Consider the following 16142-nt stretch of genomic DNA (forward strand, 5'->3'; position numbering starts at 1 on the left):
CTCGATGGCATGAGCGACACCCCGGACAGCGCCGTCCGCACGTACATGGACCAGCACCGCGAGTCCTTCCTCGAAGACCTCGCCGACTGGCTGCGCATTCCTTCCGTCTCCGCGCAGCCGGAGCACGCAGCCGATGTACGCCGCAGCGCCGACTGGCTGGCCGCCACACTCAGGGGGACCGGCTTCCCGGTCACCGAGATCCTCGATACGCCCGGCGCCCCCGCGGTCTTCGCCGAGTGGCCGTCCGGCGACCCGCAAGCGCCGACCGTCCTCGTCTACGGGCACCACGACGTCCAGCCCGCGGCGGTCGAGGACGGCTGGCGGACCGACCCCTTCGAGCCGGTCGTCAGGGACGGCCGGATGTACGGCAGGGGCGCAGCCGACGACAAGGGCCAGGTGTTCTTCCACACACTCGGTGTCCGCGCGCACCTCGCCGCCACCGGCCGCACCGCCCCCGCCGTCAACCTCAAGCTCCTGATCGAGGGCGAGGAGGAGTCCGGCTCCCCGCACTTCAGGGACCTGGTCGAGCAGCACGCCGGGCGCTTCGCCGCCGATGTGGTGATCGTCTCCGACACCGGTATGTGGTCCGAGACCACCCCGACCGTCTGCACCGGGATGCGCGGCCTCGCCGAGTGCGAGATCACCTTCGCGGGCCCCGGTCAGGACATCCACTCGGGCTCGTTCGGCGGCGCGGTCCCGAACCCGGCCACCGCGGCGGCCCGGCTGGTCGCCGCTCTGCACGACGACCGGGGGCGTGTCGCCGTACCCGGTTTCTACGACGGGGTCGCGGAGCTCACCGACGCCGAGCGCGACCTCTTCGCCGAGCTGCCCTTCGACGAGGACGAGTGGCTGCGTACCGCCAAGTCCCGCGCGGCGGCCGGCGAGCAGGGCCACACGACGCTGGAGCGGATCTGGGCGCGCCCGACCGCCGAGGTCAACGGCATCGGCGGCGGCTACCAGGGCGCCGGCGGCAAGACGGTCGTGCCCTCGTCGGCGATGGTGAAGCTCTCGTTCCGGCTGGTCGCCGGGCAGGACCCGGTCCGCATCGAGAAGCTGGTCACCGAGTGGGCCGCCGAGCGGGCGGAGCCCGGGATCCGCCAGGTCGTCACCTTCGGCGCCGGGACCCGGCCGTGTCTGACCCCGCTGGACCACCCGGCGCTCCAGTCGGTCGTACGCGCCATGGGCCGGGCGTTCGGCGAGAAGATCCGCTTCACCCGGGAGGGCGGCTCGGGCCCGGCCGCCGATCTCCAGGACGTCCTCGGCGCCCCTGTGCTCTTCCTGGGCATCTCGGTACCGTCCGACGGCTGGCACGCGCCGAACGAGAAGGTCGAGCTGGACCTGCTGTTCAAGGGCGTGGAGACCACCGCCTACCTGTGGGGCGACCTGGCCGCCTCCCTGTGACGAGAACGCTGAACGGAACCACCCAGTCCATGAGGGGGAGTTGGAAGCACCTGTGAGCAATCTCAGCAATGCCACCGAAGGCCGCGCCACCGGCGGCGCGGCCACCGAGGACCAGACGTCCACCGATCCGCACCGGCCCATCGGCCTGACGGCCCCGAACGGCATCGACAGGGCCGCCCATCACCGCCTCGACGAGGCGTGGCTCGCGGCGGCCTGGAGTCACCCGACGACCCGGGTGTTCGTGGTCTCCGGAGGCCAGGCGCTGATCGACGAGACGCCCGACGGCCGTACGGAGCTCGTCAAGACCCCGTCGTTCGAGGCTCCCCTCACCGAGGAGCACCGCTACTTCCTCGGCACGGACACGGACGGGGTGCGCTACTTCGCGCTCCAGAAGGACACCCTCCCCGGCCGGATGGACCAGTCGGCCCGGCCGGCCGGCCTGCGTGAGGCGGGGCTGCTGCTCTCGCCGCTCGACGCCGGACTGCTGGTGCACGCGGTGGCGCTGGAGAACTGGCAGCGGCTGCACCGCTTCTGTTCCCGCTGCGGCGAGCGCACCGTCATCGCCGCCGCCGGTCACATCAGGCGCTGCCAGGCGTGCGGGGCCGAGCACTACCCGCGTACCGACCCCGCGGTGATCATGCTCGTCACCGACGAGCACGACCGGGCGCTGCTCGGCCGGCAGGTGCACTGGCCCGAGGGCCGGTTCTCCACGCTCGCCGGTTTCGTCGAGCCCGGCGAGTCCATCGAGGCCGCTGTGGCGCGCGAGGTCTTCGAGGAGGCGGGCGTCACGGTCGGCACGGTGCAGTACGTCGCGAGCCAGCCCTGGCCCTTCCCGTCCAGCCTGATGCTCGGCTTCATGGCGCAGGCCACGTCCTCGGAGATCACCGTGGACGGCGAGGAGATCAGCGAGGCCCGCTGGTTCTCGCGTGACGACCTGCGCTCGGCCATAGAGTCCGGGGAGGTGCTGCCCCCTGCGGGCATCTCCATCGCGGCCCGGCTGGTCGAACTCTGGTACGGCAAGCCGCTGCCGAAGCCGCTGGCCTGACCGGCGGCCCGGGCCGCCTGACCAGCGCCCGGGCCGCCGTCCGGGGGCTCACCGGCCCTCGTGCGATCCGGGGGCGGCGCTGCGGAATCCGCCGCGCCGCACGCCCGGCGCACGAAGACCCCCGGTGCGGTGCAGCTCTGGGGGCTGCACCGCACCGGAGGTCCGGTGTCCGCGTCGGCCGGGGCCCTCCGGCTGCCTGCGGCGCGACGAATGTGCGCCCGGCGCCCCGGCCCCGGCGGAACTAGGCGATCTTCTGCTTGACCTGCGCCAGCGAGGGGTTGGTCAGCGTCGAACCGTCGGGGAAGAGCACGGTGGGAACGGTCTGGTTGCCACCGTTCGCCTTCTCCACGAAGGCGGCGGACTCGGGGTCGTGCTCGATGTTCACCTCGGTGTACGCGATGCCCTCGCGGTCCATCTGGCCCTTCAGCCGACGGCAGTAGCCGCACCACGTGGTGCTGTACATCGTCACAGTGCCCGGCATGTCTCTCGCGCTCCTCTGCTGCTGCGTCGCCCGCAGCCTTCTGTGCTGCTTCATCCGATACATGGGGATCCCCGGGGCCCGGCCCCGGGAAGTCACATGCCGTAGAACGTACGTGACCTGGCGGCCATTCCCGTCCCGGGCCCCAGCCCGGGCCCCGGGCCCCGGGCTGGGGCCCGCGGCAGGAGTGCGGGTTGCCGTGCGAGGGGGTACGCGGTGGCCGCCGGGCCTGCCGGACTCGCAGGCCCGCGTCCGTAGATCCGCGCTCGGCGGATCCGCGCACGGCAGGTCGGTGCCGGTATGACCGCGGGGCGGTCCCTGTGGACAACGGGCGCACCCGTCTCGTGGGACCTGGCAGCATGGCGGGGTGACAGCAGCAACGCACGCCTCTCTCTTCCCGCAGGTTCCGGACTCCGCCGACGCGGTGCTCGACGGGCTCGACCCCGAGCAGCGCGAGGTCGCGACCGCCCTGCACGGGCCGGTGTGTGTGCTGGCCGGCGCCGGTACGGGCAAGACCCGCGCCCTCACCCACCGCATCGCCTACGGGGTGCGCGCCGGGATCCTGCAGCCCTCCACGGTGCTCGCCGTCACCTTCACCAACCGCGCGGCCGGCGAGATGCGCGGCAGGCTGCGGCAGCTCGGCGCCGGCGGGGTCCAGGCGCGTACGTTCCACTCGGCGGCGCTGCGCCAGCTCCAGTTCTTCTGGCCCAAGGCGGTCGGCGGTGAGGTGCCCCGGCTGGTCGAGCGGAAGGTCCAGCTGGTCGCCGAGGCCGCGGCGCGCTGCGGTGTCCGGCTCGACCGCAACGAGCTGCGGGACGTGACCGGCGAGATCGAGTGGTCCAAGGTCACCCAGACCGTGCCCGCCGACTACCCGGCAGCCATCGCCAAGTCCTCCCGCGAGGCCCCCAGGGGCCCGGCCGAGATCTCCCAGATCTACGCGATGTACGAGCAGCTCAAGCGCGATCGCGGGGTGATCGACTTCGAGGACGTGCTGCTGCTGACGGTCGGCATCCTCCAGGACCGGCACGACATCGCCGACCGGATCCGCAGCCAGTACCAGCACTTCGTGGTCGACGAGTACCAGGACGTCAGCCCGCTCCAGCAGCGGCTCCTCGAACTGTGGGTGGGGGACCGGGAGGATCTCTGCGTGGTGGGCGACGCCAGCCAGACGATCTACTCCTTCACCGGCGCCACCCCCGACCATCTGCTCAACTTCCGGGTCCGCCATCCGCAGGCCACGGTGGTGAAACTGGTCCGGGACTACCGCTCGACCCCGCAGGTCGTCCACCTGGCCAACGGGCTGCTGGCCCAGGCCCGGGGCCGGGCCGCCGAGCACCGTCTTGAGCTGATCTCGCAGCGTGACCCGGGGCCCGAGCCCGTCTACCGGGAGTACGGCGACGAGCCCACCGAGGCGGAGGGCACCGCCCGCCGGATCCGTGACCTGATCGCCGCGGGTGTCCCCGCGTCGGAGATCGCCGTGCTCTACCGGATCAACGCCCAGTCCGAGGTCTATGAACAGGCGCTCGCCGACGCGGGGGTGCCCTACCAGCTGCGCGGCGCGGAGCGGTTCTTCGAACGGCCCGAGGTGCGGGAGGCCGGAGTCGCCCTGCGCGGAGCAGCCCGGGCGGGGGGCAACGACTCGCTGCTCGACGACGCGGTGGATCTGCCCTCCCAGGTGCGGGCGGTGCTCGGCACCAAGGGGTGGAAGGCGGATGCCCCCGCAGGATCGGGCGCGGTCCGGGACCGGTGGGAGTCGCTGGCCGCGCTGGTGCGTCTCGCCGAGGACTTCGCCGGGGCCAGGGAGGGGGCGACCCTCTCGGACCTCGTCGCCGAGCTGGACGAGCGGGCAGCCGCTCAGCACGCCCCGACCATCCAGGGCGTCACCCTGGCTTCGCTGCACTCGGCGAAGGGGCTGGAGTGGGACGCGGTGTTCCTGGTCGGGCTGACCGAGGGCATGATGCCGATCACCTACGCCAAGACCGATGAGCAGGTGGAGGAGGAGCGCCGGCTGCTCTACGTGGGTGTCACCAGGGCCCGGTTGCACCTCACGTTCTCCTGGGCGCTGTCGCGGTCCCCCGGCGGCAGGGCGTCCAGGCGCCCCAGCCGCTTCCTCAGCGGGCTGCGCCCGGGAACTGCGGAGACCGGACCGCGTGGCGCCGCAGGGGGCGCGGGGGGAATCGAGCGGGGAGCTGCGGCCCGCCGCAAGCACCGGGGGCCGGTGCGCTGCCGGGTCTGCGGCAAGACGCTGACCGACGGTGGCGAGATGAAGCTGATGCGCTGCGAGGAGTGTCCGTCCGACATGGACGAGGCGCTCTACGAGCGGCTGCACGAGTGGCGCTCGGTCCAGGCGGCGGAGACCGGGCAGCCCGCTTTCTGTGTGTTCACCGACAAGACCCTGATGGCCATCGCGGAGGCCGTGCCGTCCAGCGAGACCGAGCTGACCCGGATCGCCGGTGTCCCCGCCCGGAAGATCACCCGGTTCGGTGCCGATGTCCTGAAGATCTGTGCAGGCCAGGAGCTTGCGGGCGATGCCGGGGAAGACTGACCGAAACTCGTCGAAAAAATAGTTTGCGCCCGCCCCTGGAACCCCCTTAGGTTCTTAACCACGGGAACAGCGACTTCTCTGAAGCCCTGGTTCCGTGCTGTACTTCACCCACATACGGATGGGACGAAGCCTCCGGGCTTCCGCTCCCCGAGACGCCGAGAGGAGGCGAGACCAGTGGCAACCATCGCGAAGACCAAAATGACCGACCGCTCGGTCGTCGTCACCTGCCTGCTCGGCTCTTCTCTCCGTGGAACCGGTCTGTCCGGCATCTCTGCCGTCAGCCCTGCCTCCCTGGCGAGCCTTCCCATTCGGGACCGTAATGAGCGACCGACCCAGGCACCGGAAGCAGCAGTAGCAATCGCGGGGATGCCGTCCTATGCGTTTGCGGCAGCCGGTGCCGAGTTCGGGACGCAGGCAACGCAGCATCACACGATGTGGGCCTTCCGTGGGCTCGAACCCTGGAGTGATCCAGTCTGATTCGACATCAGGCAGGCGCCTTCAGGGCCGCGGAACCCCACCCGGGATCCGCGGCCCTTTTGTTTGTACTGGGCCACCAGACGACCTTCGGTCAAACAGACCGGAACGACCAGACGAGGAACGAAATCACCGTGCAAATCGAAGCGCACGCCCCGTCCGTACCGCCCTCACAGACGCTTTCGCCCCCTGATGCCCCGGAGGACCCCACCGTGTTCCCGCTCACCGCACTGACCGTTCTCGACGACGCCATCGAGAACCTCGGCGTACCGGTTCCCTGCCGCGCCTACGACCCTGAGGTCTTCTTCGCCGAGACCCCGGCCGATGTCGAGTACGCCAAGTCGCTCTGCCGCACCTGCCCCCTGGTCGAGGCCTGCCTCGCCGGGGCCAAGGAGCGTCGCGAGCCGTGGGGCGTCTGGGGTGGCGAGCTCTTCGTGCAGGGCGTCGTCGTCGCCCGCAAGCGGCCGCGTGGCCGTCCGCGCAAGAACCCGGTCGCGGCATGAAACTCATCGGCCCCGGAACGATTGACCGCCCCCGCAAGCACGATCCCCAGAAGCAGGACCCGATGACCTCTTCCACCAGTGAGCCGTCCGGCTCCGCAACACCAGTCGTCACCACCACCGGCGCGACCGCCTCGCGCCAGAACAGGACCCGCGAGATGCAACTCATCCCAGAAGCCATGGCTCGTGCTCATATGCACGAGCGCCGCAGGGAGGCCGACGTGGAGCGTCAGGCTCTGCGCCTGATGACCGCCCGTCGCATGCAACGCCGCGCCGAGCGCGTGTCGTTGCGAGCCCGCCGCGCACTGGCCATGGCAGTCATGCAGTAACAACCCGCCCACAGCGGTGATGAAGTGACAGAGCAGTAGCTGTGAAGCAGTAACAGTGAGCAGTACCAAGGTGCGGTTCCGAAGTGCGGTACCGAAGTGCGGTACAGAAGTGCGGTACAGAAGTGCAGTACCGAAGAGGATGCGCTGAAGGCGCGGACGACAGCGGGGGCCGGTCGGCATGACCGGCCCCCGGGCATGTCCGGAGCAGATGATGCCGTCCCGTCAGGCGCGCGCCTCGGCGGTGGGGAACTCCGGCTCCACGGCGTCCTCCGCGAACTCGTCCCTGGCCTCTTCGGCCACGTCCTCCGCGTATTCCTGTGGAGCTTCGCCCTCCACGCTCGCCAGGGCTTCTGCGGATTCCACCGGGAGGAAGCCCGGCATCCACGCTTCGAGTTCGTCCCGGAGCCGCACGGTCGCGCCCAGCTGGCAGAGCACCCCGATGGTGCTCAGCGTCACCCGGTGGATCAGCAGATAGGACGGCGGCAGATTGAGCTGCTTGCCCAACTGGTGAGCGGGGGAGCGAGGATCGGCGATCCTGGCCGCTTGCGACCGCATCCACCGACGGCTGAACGTGAACTCATCTGCCTGCACCGGTTCGATGATGGGGAGCAGGTACTCCAGCACCGCCTCCGGATCGAGGTCGATGGAATCCTTGACGAATCCCTCGTCACAGAGCATCTCGTAGACGGCGCCGGCCTCGCCCTCGATGGTCATCCGCAGCGAGTGGCCGATGGTGTCGGGGAACCCGCCCGGCAGCCGGTCCACCGTCCCGAAGTCGAGCACCCCCAGCCGCCACTGCGCCGCTGGTGCTCCCGCGTCGCCCTCCCCGCATGTCTCTCCGGTGGTCGTGTCCTGCGCGGTCGCTCCGTCCAGCACCCCGGTCGCTCCGTCCACCGCAGCCTCTTCGCCGGCTGCCCCCTCCGGCGCGCCGAGCGCCTCGGCGGGCAGCAGCCGGAAATTACCCGGATGCGGATCGGCGTGCAGCAGCCCCGTGCGCGCCGGGCCCGAGAACAGGAACCGGGCGAGCAGCTGCCCGGCCCGGTCCCGCTGCTCCTCGGTGCCGTCCGCGATCACTTCGGCCAGCGGGATGCCGTCGATCCACTCGGTCACCAGGACCTGGTCGCTCTGGTGCACCACGTCGGGGATCACCACGTCGGGATCCCCGGCGAACTCCGCCGCGTGGTCCCGCTGCGCCTCCGCCTCCAGCTCGTAGTCCAGCTCCTCCGACACCCGGTCACGCAGCTCTGCGATGAGCGGCTTGATGTCCATGCCGGGGATCAGCGGTCCGAGCAGCCGCGCGAACCGGCTCAGCTGTGTCAGGTCCGACAGCAGCGCTTCACCGGCCCCCGGGTACTGGACCTTCACCGCCACCCGGCGCCCGTCGTGCCACACCGCGCGGTGCACCTGGCCGATGGACGCCGCGGCGGACGGCTTGTCGTCGAACTCGGTGAACAGCTCCCGCCACTCCGCCCCCAGCTGGGACTCCAGCACCGAGTGCACGGTCTGTACCGGCATGGGCGGAGCTGACTCCTGGAGCTTGGTCAGTGCTGCCCGGTAGGGCCCCGCGACCTCCTCGGGCAGCGCGGACTCGAAGACCGAGAGGGCCTGGCCCATCTTCATGGCCCCGCCCTTCAGCTCACCGAGGACCTTGAACAGCTGTTCGGCCGTCCGCTGCTGCACCTCGCGCGCCACGATCTCCGCTGATCTGCCGCCGATCCGCTTGCCCAGGCCCCAGGTGGCGCGGCCGGCGAAACCGATGGGGAGTGCCGCCAGCTTGGCGGTACGTGTGACCGCTTTCCGGGGAAGATCAGACATGCGCCCCTCCAAATCCCAGACTGCCGTGGAGCGTACGGCGGTTACCCGGCCATTGTGTCGTGCGGAGCCCCGGCCCCCGAGGCGCGCTCCCCTTCAGTGTGCCCACCCGCGCCACAGGGACAGTCGGGGTGGGGTGTGATCCGGGCCGAACGCCAGTCGAGCAGCGGCAGGGACGCCTCCCACCGCGAGCCCGTGGACGCCGGCAGCTCACCGTCGAGAAAAGTCAGGGCGTGTGCGGCTGCCAGCCCGGCCACCGCTGTGGCCAGGCCGAGATCGCAGGCCGGGGCGGAGCCGCGCCTGCCCGAGCGCCACTGGGCCACCATCCGGGGCCAGCCCGGATCCCGCTCGGCCCGCCGCAGCGCCAGGCAGCCCGAGCATGCCGTCCCGCCCGGCAGGACGAGCGGCCCGACCACCCCAGTCCCTTCGAGGACACCCGTATAGAGATGAGGCGTACCCGACGTGATCCACTCCGAGGAGAGGACCGGATCGGGCACATAGGCATCGAACCCGTCACGCGGTGCGACGACGATCAGGGAGAGCCCCGGCCCGACGCCGCCGTCCGGAGCGGCAGTGGAGGCACGCGGCGGCGGGCCGGGCGCCACGCGCCGGACCAGCTGACGCACGGCTGAGTCGCGGCGCTCCCCGATGGTCTCGGCCGGAAGGCCGCCCGGTGCCACATCCCAGGGAGTGACGGAGCCGCCGTCGAGCACTTCCACCAGGCCCACCCCGGAGGCCGAGAGGAGCGCGGCCACGGTGGCCCCGACCCGGCCCGCGCCGCGCACCTGGACCCTTATGGCCCGCCGGGCGGCGAGGCGGACCGTGCCGCCGCCCGGCTCCGGATGGAGCAGTGAGAGAGAGGCCAGGTCGGGACGGAGGCGGTCCAGCGTGCCGGGCCGGCTCCGTAACGCATCGACCGCCGCGCCCCCGGCTGTCGCATCGTCGATCAGGCCCGCTTTCGACAGCCGGGCGACCAGCTTCTCCACCTGTCCTTCCGGCAGGTGCATGGCCTGTGCCTCCTCCCGCAGCAGCTCCATCCCGCGGGTGCCGTCCAGCAGCCCGAGGAGGCAGCCGGTGGCCGGGTCCACCGGGCCGAGTACCACGGCCTGCGCGGGCGTCACCCCGAACTGCACGGACTGCCGGTCCCGCCATGCGCGCCGCAGCGCGGGCTTCACCATCGGATGCATCGCATGCCCCCGTCCACGGTCCGCCGGACTGTCCCGGCGGCTCTGTTGCCAGAATGCCCTGAGGTCACGGAGGGTGCGGAAAGTTATCCACAGGGCCGGTGTACTGATACTTCGAATGCTGCACTCTGTGGAAGTGATCAAGGTTCCACCGCCCTGGGCGCGGGACTTCCCGCACTGACAGCGGGTAACGTCGAGACGTGTCCGCCGACCCTCTGCACACCGCCGGAAATCCACCGCGCAGCGCGAAGAGCCAGCCGCCCCGCGCCCCGGTGACGAGCCCGGTCGAGGTCCGCAGGAGTGCCCGGCGGAACCGGACGGTCTCCGCGTACCGCGAGGGCGACCGGACCATCGTGCTCATCCCCGCCCGGATGTCGGAGGCGGAGGAGCGGCGCTGGGTGACCGTGATGCTCGACAAGCTCGCGGCGCAGGAGAGCAAGCGGGTCCTCGGTGACGCCGGGCTTTCCGACCGGGCGGCGCGCCTGTCCGAGCAGTACTTCTCCGGCCGGGCCCGCCCCGACTCGGTGCGCTGGGTGACCAACCAGAACACCCGGTGGGGCTCCTGCACCCCCGCGGAAGGCTCCATCCGCCTCTCGCACCGCCTCCAGGGCATGCCGGAGTACGTCGTCGACTACGTGCTGCTCCACGAGCTCGCCCACCTCCTGGTGCCCGGGCACGGGCCGCGCTTCTGGCGGCTCCTGGACGCGTATCCGCGCACCGAACGGGCCCGTGGGTATCTCGAAGGAGTAGTGGCCGCCGAGCGGCTGCCGCATCTCCCCGCAGCCCGCGGTGAGTGAGAGCGCCGGTGCTCCCGGCACCCGCCACGCGGGGCCCCCCGCCCCGTTCCGCCGCGCCCCCGCTCAGCCCCGTCCGCCGGCGGGGGACCTGCCTGCTCTGTACCGGCTGCGTACCGGGTCCGTCCCGGCTTGGCCGGATGTCGGTCCCAGCCGCTAGCCTGGCGCGACGGAATCACATTCGGGATGGGGGACGGTCGTTACGTATGGCCAGGCAATTCCAACGCGGCCACAAGGCCAGGATCAGTGACCTGACAGCAGGCACGGATCTGTACGTGGGTGTGCAGATCGCGGGCGCCGGGCTGACCTTCGACATCAGCTGCTTCGGACTCGACGCCGGCGAACAGCTCTCGGACGACCGCTATTTCATCTTCTTCAACCAGCCGAAGTCGCCCGAGGAGTCGATCCAGCTCCTCGGCGCGCAGGCCGGTGACACCGAATCCTTCCGGGTCACGCTCGACCGGATCCCCGCGGCCGTCCAGAAGCTCTCGTTCACCGCGACACTCGACGGCGCCGGCCAGATGTCGCAGATCGGGCCGGGCTACATCCGGATCGTCGCCGGTGGCGAGGAGGTCGTCAGATATGCCTTCACCGGCTCCGAGTTCACCACGGAGCGCGCCGTCATGCTGGGCGACTTCTATCTGAAGGACGTCTGGCGGTTCGCCGCCGTCGGCCAGGGCTTCGACGGAGGCCTGGACGCACTGCTGAGGAACTTCGGCGGTGAAGTCGCGGAGGAGGAGCCCGCAGCGGCGCAGCAGTCCGCGCCGCCCGCCTTCGGTGCCCCCGCTTTCGCGCCGCCCGCCCCCGCTCCCGGCCCCGCCCCGTCCTTCGGCGCGCCTGCCGCCGCGTCTCCGTCACCCCAGGCCCCGCCTCCCGCACCCTCGGCAGGGGCGACCCCGCCCCCGCTGCCGTCGCCCGCTCCGCCGCCCCTGCACTCCGCGCCCACCATGGCGGCGCCGATCCATCCGCAGGCAGGCGCCACCCCGCCGCCCGCCCCCGCTCCGTACGCCCAGCCGCCCCAGCTTCCGCAGCAGCAGCAACCGCCGTACTCGGGCCAGTTCCCGGGCCAGGCCCAGCCGCCGGGGGCTCCGGCCCCCTACGGCGCCGCGCCGGGACAGCCGGGGCCCTACGGACAGCAGCCGCCCCCGGGGCAGCCTGCCCCGTTCGGACAGCCGGCGCCCCACGGCGGGCCGCAGCCGACGCTCGCGGGCCCCGGGTTGCAGGCCGCCTTCCAGAAGTACCGCGAAACGGACACCGGCCTGCGCTGGACCTCGCAGAACAAGTATCTGGTGCGGGCCGATCTGACTGTCAGTGACACCCCGGTCCTCGCCCGGCAGGGCAGCATGGTGATGTACCAGGGCAAGGTCGACTTCAGCTACAAGGGAGCCGGTTTCGCGGGACGGATCGTGGGCCACGCGACCGGCCAGGAGATGCAGCTGATGCGCTGCACCGGCCGCGGTCAGATCTTCTTCGCGGAGAACAGCGCCCATCTGCACCCCATCGAGCTCCAGGGCGACGGCATCTGTGTCTCCGCGGAGAACGTGCTCGCCTTCGACGAGACCCTGCAGTACGAGGTCCGCAGGATCGAGGGGCACGGCATCCCCGGCGGAGCCCTGTTCACCATGCAGTTCCAGGGCACGGGCACCGTCGTCGTCAAGACGCACGGAGTGCCGGTGGTCCTGCCGGTCACCCCGACCACCTTCGCGGACTGCAACGCGGTCGTGGCCTGGTCGTCCGCCTCGCAGGTGATCGTCTCCAGCCAGGTACGGCTGCGGCAGAACGCCTACGCGGGCGACAGCGGCGAGAGCGTCAACCTCCAGTTCCGGGGCGCCCCCGGGAACTTCATCATCGTCCAGCCGTACGAGGTCTGAGGGAGCCCGTCATGAACCAGCAGCTCGCGGGCTACGCCCCGACCCCCGTCACCGCCCGCATGGAGAACCACGGCAGCAAGATGCTGAAGGTCGCCATGCAGACGGGCCAGGACCTGCTCGCACGGACCGGATCGATGGTCGCGTACGAGGGATTCGTCCAGTACGAGCCCAATCCGCCCGCCGTCCGCCAGATCGCCCGCGACTGGATCACCGGCGAGGGTGCTCCGCTCATGAAGTGCTCGGGCGACGGCCTGCTCTACCTCGCCGACTACGGGGCGGACGTCGTGGTCATCAACCTCGACAACGACGCGCTGTCGGTGAACGGAACCAATCTGCTCGCTCTCGACGCAAGCCTCACCTGGGGGGTCGAGCGGGTGAAGGGCATGGCGAAGTTCGCCGGCCAGGGGCTGTGGAACATCCAGGTGTCCGGCACCGGCTGGGTCGCCATCACCTCGCGCGGCACTCCGCTCGTCGTCGACTGCGGGAGGGGCGAGGACGAGACGTACGTCGACCCGGACGCCCTCGTCGCCTGGTCCCCGAACCTCAAGGTGAAGGGCAAGCGCAGCTTCAAGGCGGGCTCGCTGATCGGGCGGGGCAGCGGGGAGGCGTACCAGATGGCCTTCTCCGGACAGGGCATCGTCGTCGTACAGCCGAGTGAGGACAGTACCGACCGCCTGCGGATCCGGAACTGAGGGGAGCCAGAACACCATGCAGAGCCCGCTTTTCAGCTATACGGAACAGCAGACCCAGGACCGGTACACGGTACAGAACCCGCAGTTGCTGCGGGTCGCGCTGACCGGGCACGACGACGTGCTCGCCCGCAAGGGGGCCATGGTCGCGTACCAGGGCCTGATCGAGTTCGACGGCGAGTACCGGTCCGGCCAGCAGCAGCGCGCCCGTGCGTACACGGGGGAGGGGCTGGACCTGATGCGCTGCCACGGGCAGGGCACGGTCTACTTCGCCAACCTGGCACAGCATGTGCATCTGGTGGACGTCGACCAGGACGGGCTTTCGGTGGACAGCGCCTACGTCCTGGCGATGGACTCCAGCCTGAACCACACGGTCGTCGCGGTCGACAGCCAGTACGGCATCTCGGGATCGGGCAAGTACCAGCTCAACATCACCGGCCGGGGCAGGGTCGCGCTGATGACCTCCGGGCAGCCACTGATGATGCAGGTCACGCCGGACAAGTACATCAACGCCGACGCGGACGCGGTGGTCGCCTGGTCCTCGGGTCTGCGGGTGCAGATGCAGGCGCAGACCCACTCGTCGGGGGTCAGGCGACGGCGCGGCAGCACCGGTGAGGGCTGGGAGCTCAGCTTCCTCGGACAGGGCTTCGCGCTCGTCCAGCCCAGTGAGGTCATGCCCCCGCAGCACGCGAACATCGGGGAGGGGGCGCTGGCGCAGTTCGGCATGGGCCAGCAGGGCGCCCACGGCCAGAACCAGGGCAACGTCTGGAGCTGAGGCGCCGGGTCCCGGGGCGCGTGCGTCTCAGCGAAGACGCACACACCCCGGGCTCACCGGGCTCGTGCCGCAGCCGCGCCTCAGAGCGCAGCGCGGGCGGCGTCGACCAGTCGCTGGACCGATACATCGGCGACGCCCGCCACGTCGTCGTAGGCGAACCATCGCAGATCCAGTGACTCGTCACTGATCAGTTCCACTGCTCCCGGCGGGACGAGGGCTGCGTACTGCACATCGAAGTGCTGCGTACAGGGCCCCGGAATCGAGTGCCGGTCCAGCCGCAGCGGGCCGCCGGGCAGCAGCTCAAGACCTTCGATACCGGACTCCTCGGCCGCCTCGCGCAGCGCGGCTCCTGCCACTGTCGCGTCGCCCGGCTCGCAGTGCCCGCCCATCTGGAGCCACATCCGCAGCTTCCTGTGCAGCGTGAGCAGCACCTGCCCGCGCTCCGGGGCCAGCACCAGAGCGCTCGCCGTGAGATGCCCGGAGCCGCAGGACTTCCACATGCCGTCCGGGTGGGCCGACAGATGGTCCAGATAGCTCCGGCGCAACGCGTCCTGGCCCCGGTGGGTCTCCAGTACGCGGACCGCGTCGTCCTGCAGGGTGCCCGGGAGCGTCACTGGCCGGAGTCGTCCTTCTTCTCGCCGGTGGGGTCCTCGCCCGCGCCGTTCCCGTCCGCGCCGTTCCCGTCCGCGTCGCTCTCGTCCGTGCGACCGGCCCTGCCGGAGCCGTCCGTGGTGTCGTCCCCGGCTCGCTCCTGCGACTCGGTGCCCGTCCCGGCGCCCTTGGCCGGATCGGCCTTGCCCGAGCCCGGCCTGCCACCTCCGGCAGCCTCACCGAGCATCTTGTCCAGCTCGGAGAAGTCCGCGTGCTCGTGGTGGACGAAACCGTCCGGGTCGTCCAGGTCGGACGCGGTCGGCAGCATGTCCGGGTGCTCCCACAGACCGTCACGGCCGTCGACGCCCCGGGCGTCCGTGAGCGAGGCCCACAGCCGGGAGGCATCCCGCAGCCGCCGCGGACGGAGCTCCAGGCCGATCAGCGTGGCGAAGGTCTGCTCGGCGGGGCCACCGGACGCCCGGCGCCTGCGCAGCGTCTCGCGGAGGGCGTCGGCCGAGGTCAGACGGGTCTTCGCGGCCTCGTGCACCACAGCGTCCACCCAGCCCTCGACCAGCGCGAGCGCCGTCTCCAGACGGGCCAGCGCGGCCTTCTGCTCCGGGGTGTCCTCCGGCTGGAACATGCCCTGCTGGAGGGCTTCCTGCAGCTGTTCGGGGTGCGAGGGGTCGAGCTGCCCGGCCAGGTCCTCCAGCTTCGAGGTGTCGACCTTGATGCCGCGGGCGTATCCCTCGACCGCGCCGAAGAGGTGCGAGCGCAGCCACGGCACATGGGCGAAGAGCCGCTGGTGGGCGGCCTCCCGCAGGGCCAGGTAGAGCCGGACCTCGTTCTTGTCGATGCCCAGGTCCTTGCCGAAGGCCTCGATGTTCAGCGGGAGCAGCGCCGCCTTGCCGGCCGGACCGAGCGGCAGGCCGATGTCGGTGGAGCCGACCACCTCGCCAGCCAGGACGCCGACGGCCTGCCCGATCTGCTGTCCGAACATGGCGCCGCCCATGGACCGCATCATGCCGAGCAGCGGGCCCGCCATGGCCTGCATCTCCTCGGGCAGCACACCGCCCATGGCAGCCCCGACACGCTCCGCGACCGGGTCGACGAGCTCCTTCCACACCGGGAGGGTCGCCTCGACCCATTCGGCGCGGCTCCAGGCGACAGCCGTACCGGCCCCGGAGGGCAGCGAGGTCGCCCCGTCCAGCCACAGGTCCGCCAGGCGTACGGCTTCCTCGACGGCCGACCGCTCGGCCGGGCCGACACTGGTGTCCTTGGTGCCGTCACTGGTGCCCTGGGCGACCGTCTGCCGTGCGATGTCCTTGGCCATGTCCCAGTTGACCGGGCCGCCCTCGTAGCTCAGCATCTGGCCGAGCTGCTGGAAGGCCGCGCCGAGGTCGTTCGGGTTCATCGAACCGAACATCGCCGCGAACGGATTGTCACCGCCGCTGCCGGGACCGAACCCGAGGGGATTCTGCGGGGAGCCTCCACTGCCCGGGCTGCCCTTGCTCTTGCCCTCGTCGCCGTCCTCCGGCTCCTCCGGCGGAAGGCCGAATCCGAATGGAGTGTCACTCACGGGTTTCCTCGGCTCGTAGGGCCGCCGGCCGACTGGCCGACAGCGATTGCCCGACAACACCACCCAGGGTAGGGGGTG

General features: G+C 71.1%; 15 protein-coding genes. 10 read left to right on the forward strand and 5 right to left on the reverse strand.

Annotated elements, in window-relative coordinates; all coding sequences use genetic code 11:
* The first annotated feature begins 9 nt into the window (after positions 1 to 9).
* Positions 10 to 1401, forward strand: a complete 1392-nt coding sequence (locus OG917_RS23040) for a dipeptidase (protein WP_328319514.1) — start codon at positions 10 to 12, stop codon at positions 1399 to 1401.
* 139 nt (positions 1402 to 1540) lie between these two features.
* Entirely contained in the window at positions 1541 to 2446 is a 906-nt protein-coding gene (gene nudC / locus OG917_RS23045; protein ID WP_328322092.1) for an NAD(+) diphosphatase, read from the forward strand.
* A 241-nt stretch (positions 2447 to 2687) separates the two neighbouring features.
* On the opposite strand, the gene OG917_RS23050 is transcribed toward nudC, so the two are convergent.
* Positions 2688 to 2927 (reverse strand): mycoredoxin, encoded by a 240-nt coding sequence (locus tag OG917_RS23050; RefSeq protein ID WP_328319515.1) that lies wholly within the window; start codon positions 2925 to 2927, stop codon positions 2688 to 2690.
* Between the two features lie 364 nt (positions 2928 to 3291).
* Here OG917_RS23050 and OG917_RS23055 point away from each other — a divergent pair, with 364 nt between their 5' ends.
* From OG917_RS23055 to OG917_RS23070, 4 genes are all read left to right on the forward strand, one after another.
* Positions 3292 to 5469, forward strand: coding sequence for an ATP-dependent DNA helicase UvrD2 (locus OG917_RS23055; RefSeq protein WP_328319516.1), 2178 nt, complete (start codon positions 3292 to 3294; stop codon positions 5467 to 5469).
* Between the two features lie 198 nt (positions 5470 to 5667).
* Positions 5668 to 5946, forward strand: a complete 279-nt coding sequence (locus OG917_RS23060; protein WP_328322094.1) for a hypothetical protein — start codon at positions 5668 to 5670, stop codon at positions 5944 to 5946.
* 131 nt (positions 5947 to 6077) lie between these two features.
* Positions 6078 to 6446: a WhiB family transcriptional regulator gene (locus OG917_RS23065; protein WP_328319517.1), complete on the forward strand. Its 369-nt coding sequence runs from the start codon at positions 6078 to 6080 to the stop codon at positions 6444 to 6446.
* Entirely contained in the window at positions 6443 to 6772 is a 330-nt protein-coding gene (locus OG917_RS23070; RefSeq protein WP_328319518.1) for a hypothetical protein, read from the forward strand. Before OG917_RS23065 ends, OG917_RS23070 begins: the two co-directional genes overlap by 4 nt.
* A gap of 222 nt (positions 6773 to 6994) precedes the next feature.
* On the opposite strand, the gene OG917_RS23075 is transcribed toward OG917_RS23070, so the two are convergent.
* Together OG917_RS23075 and OG917_RS23080 are read right to left on the reverse strand one after the other, a co-directional pair.
* The gene (locus OG917_RS23075) at positions 6995 to 8587 is read right to left on the reverse strand and encodes an ABC1 kinase family protein (RefSeq protein WP_328319519.1); all 1593 of its coding nucleotides are present in this window, start codon (positions 8585 to 8587) and stop codon (positions 6995 to 6997) included.
* A gap of 41 nt (positions 8588 to 8628) precedes the next feature.
* Positions 8629 to 9771, reverse strand: a complete 1143-nt coding sequence (locus tag OG917_RS23080; protein WP_328319520.1) for a TOMM precursor leader peptide-binding protein — start codon at positions 9769 to 9771, stop codon at positions 8629 to 8631.
* 197 nt (positions 9772 to 9968) lie between these two features.
* On the opposite strand from OG917_RS23080, the gene OG917_RS23085 reads away from it, so the two are divergent.
* The 4 genes from OG917_RS23085 to OG917_RS23100 all read left to right on the forward strand — a co-directional run bounded on the left by OG917_RS23085 (position 9969) and on the right by OG917_RS23100 (position 13897).
* Positions 9969 to 10565: a M48 metallopeptidase family protein gene (locus tag OG917_RS23085; protein ID WP_328319521.1), complete on the forward strand. Its 597-nt coding sequence runs from the start codon at positions 9969 to 9971 to the stop codon at positions 10563 to 10565.
* Positions 10566 to 10768: 203 nt separating this feature from the next.
* Complete coding sequence (locus OG917_RS23090) at positions 10769 to 12433, forward strand: TerD family protein (protein ID WP_328319522.1); 1665 nt, start codon at positions 10769 to 10771, stop codon at positions 12431 to 12433.
* 11 nt (positions 12434 to 12444) lie between these two features.
* The gene (locus OG917_RS23095) at positions 12445 to 13125 is read left to right on the forward strand and encodes an AIM24 family protein (protein ID WP_328319523.1); all 681 of its coding nucleotides are present in this window, start codon (positions 12445 to 12447) and stop codon (positions 13123 to 13125) included.
* 16 nt (positions 13126 to 13141) lie between these two features.
* Positions 13142 to 13897: an AIM24 family protein gene (locus OG917_RS23100; protein WP_328319524.1), complete on the forward strand. Its 756-nt coding sequence runs from the start codon at positions 13142 to 13144 to the stop codon at positions 13895 to 13897.
* 80 nt (positions 13898 to 13977) lie between these two features.
* Here the strand turns inward: OG917_RS23100 and OG917_RS23105 are convergent, their stop codons facing one another.
* Both OG917_RS23105 and OG917_RS23110 read right to left on the reverse strand, forming a co-directional pair.
* Complete coding sequence (locus OG917_RS23105; protein ID WP_328319525.1) at positions 13978 to 14511, reverse strand: NUDIX hydrolase; 534 nt, start codon at positions 14509 to 14511, stop codon at positions 13978 to 13980.
* Positions 14508 to 16064 (reverse strand): zinc-dependent metalloprotease, encoded by a 1557-nt coding sequence (locus OG917_RS23110; RefSeq protein ID WP_328319526.1) that lies wholly within the window; start codon positions 16062 to 16064, stop codon positions 14508 to 14510. Before OG917_RS23110 ends, OG917_RS23105 begins: the two co-directional genes overlap by 4 nt.
* Positions 16065 to 16142: the final 78 nt, after the last annotated feature.

The sequence above is a fragment of the Streptomyces sp. NBC_00388 genome (assembly GCF_036061255.1).
Lineage (GTDB): Bacteria > Actinomycetota > Actinomycetes > Streptomycetales > Streptomycetaceae > Streptomyces.

Excerpts from the sequence above, each read along its gene's own strand:
- OG917_RS23060 (WP_328322094.1), top strand. The coding sequence starts at position 5,668 with ATGACCGACCGCTCGGTCGTCGTCACCTGCCTGCTCGGCTCTTCTCTC.
- OG917_RS23080 (WP_328319520.1), bottom strand. The coding sequence starts at position 9,771 with ATGCATCCGATGGTGAAGCCCGCGCTGCGGCGCGCATGGCGGGACCGG.
- OG917_RS23040 (WP_328319514.1), top strand. The coding sequence starts at position 10 with ATGAGCGACACCCCGGACAGCGCCGTCCGCACGTACATGGACCAGCAC.
- OG917_RS23095 (WP_328319523.1), top strand. The coding sequence starts at position 12,445 with ATGAACCAGCAGCTCGCGGGCTACGCCCCGACCCCCGTCACCGCCCGC.
- OG917_RS23100 (WP_328319524.1), top strand. The coding sequence starts at position 13,142 with ATGCAGAGCCCGCTTTTCAGCTATACGGAACAGCAGACCCAGGACCGG.
- OG917_RS23050 (WP_328319515.1), bottom strand. The coding sequence starts at position 2,927 with ATGCCGGGCACTGTGACGATGTACAGCACCACGTGGTGCGGCTACTGC.
- OG917_RS23070 (WP_328319518.1), top strand. The coding sequence starts at position 6,443 with ATGAAACTCATCGGCCCCGGAACGATTGACCGCCCCCGCAAGCACGAT.
- OG917_RS23075 (WP_328319519.1), bottom strand. The coding sequence starts at position 8,587 with ATGTCTGATCTTCCCCGGAAAGCGGTCACACGTACCGCCAAGCTGGCG.
- OG917_RS23090 (WP_328319522.1), top strand. The coding sequence starts at position 10,769 with ATGGCCAGGCAATTCCAACGCGGCCACAAGGCCAGGATCAGTGACCTG.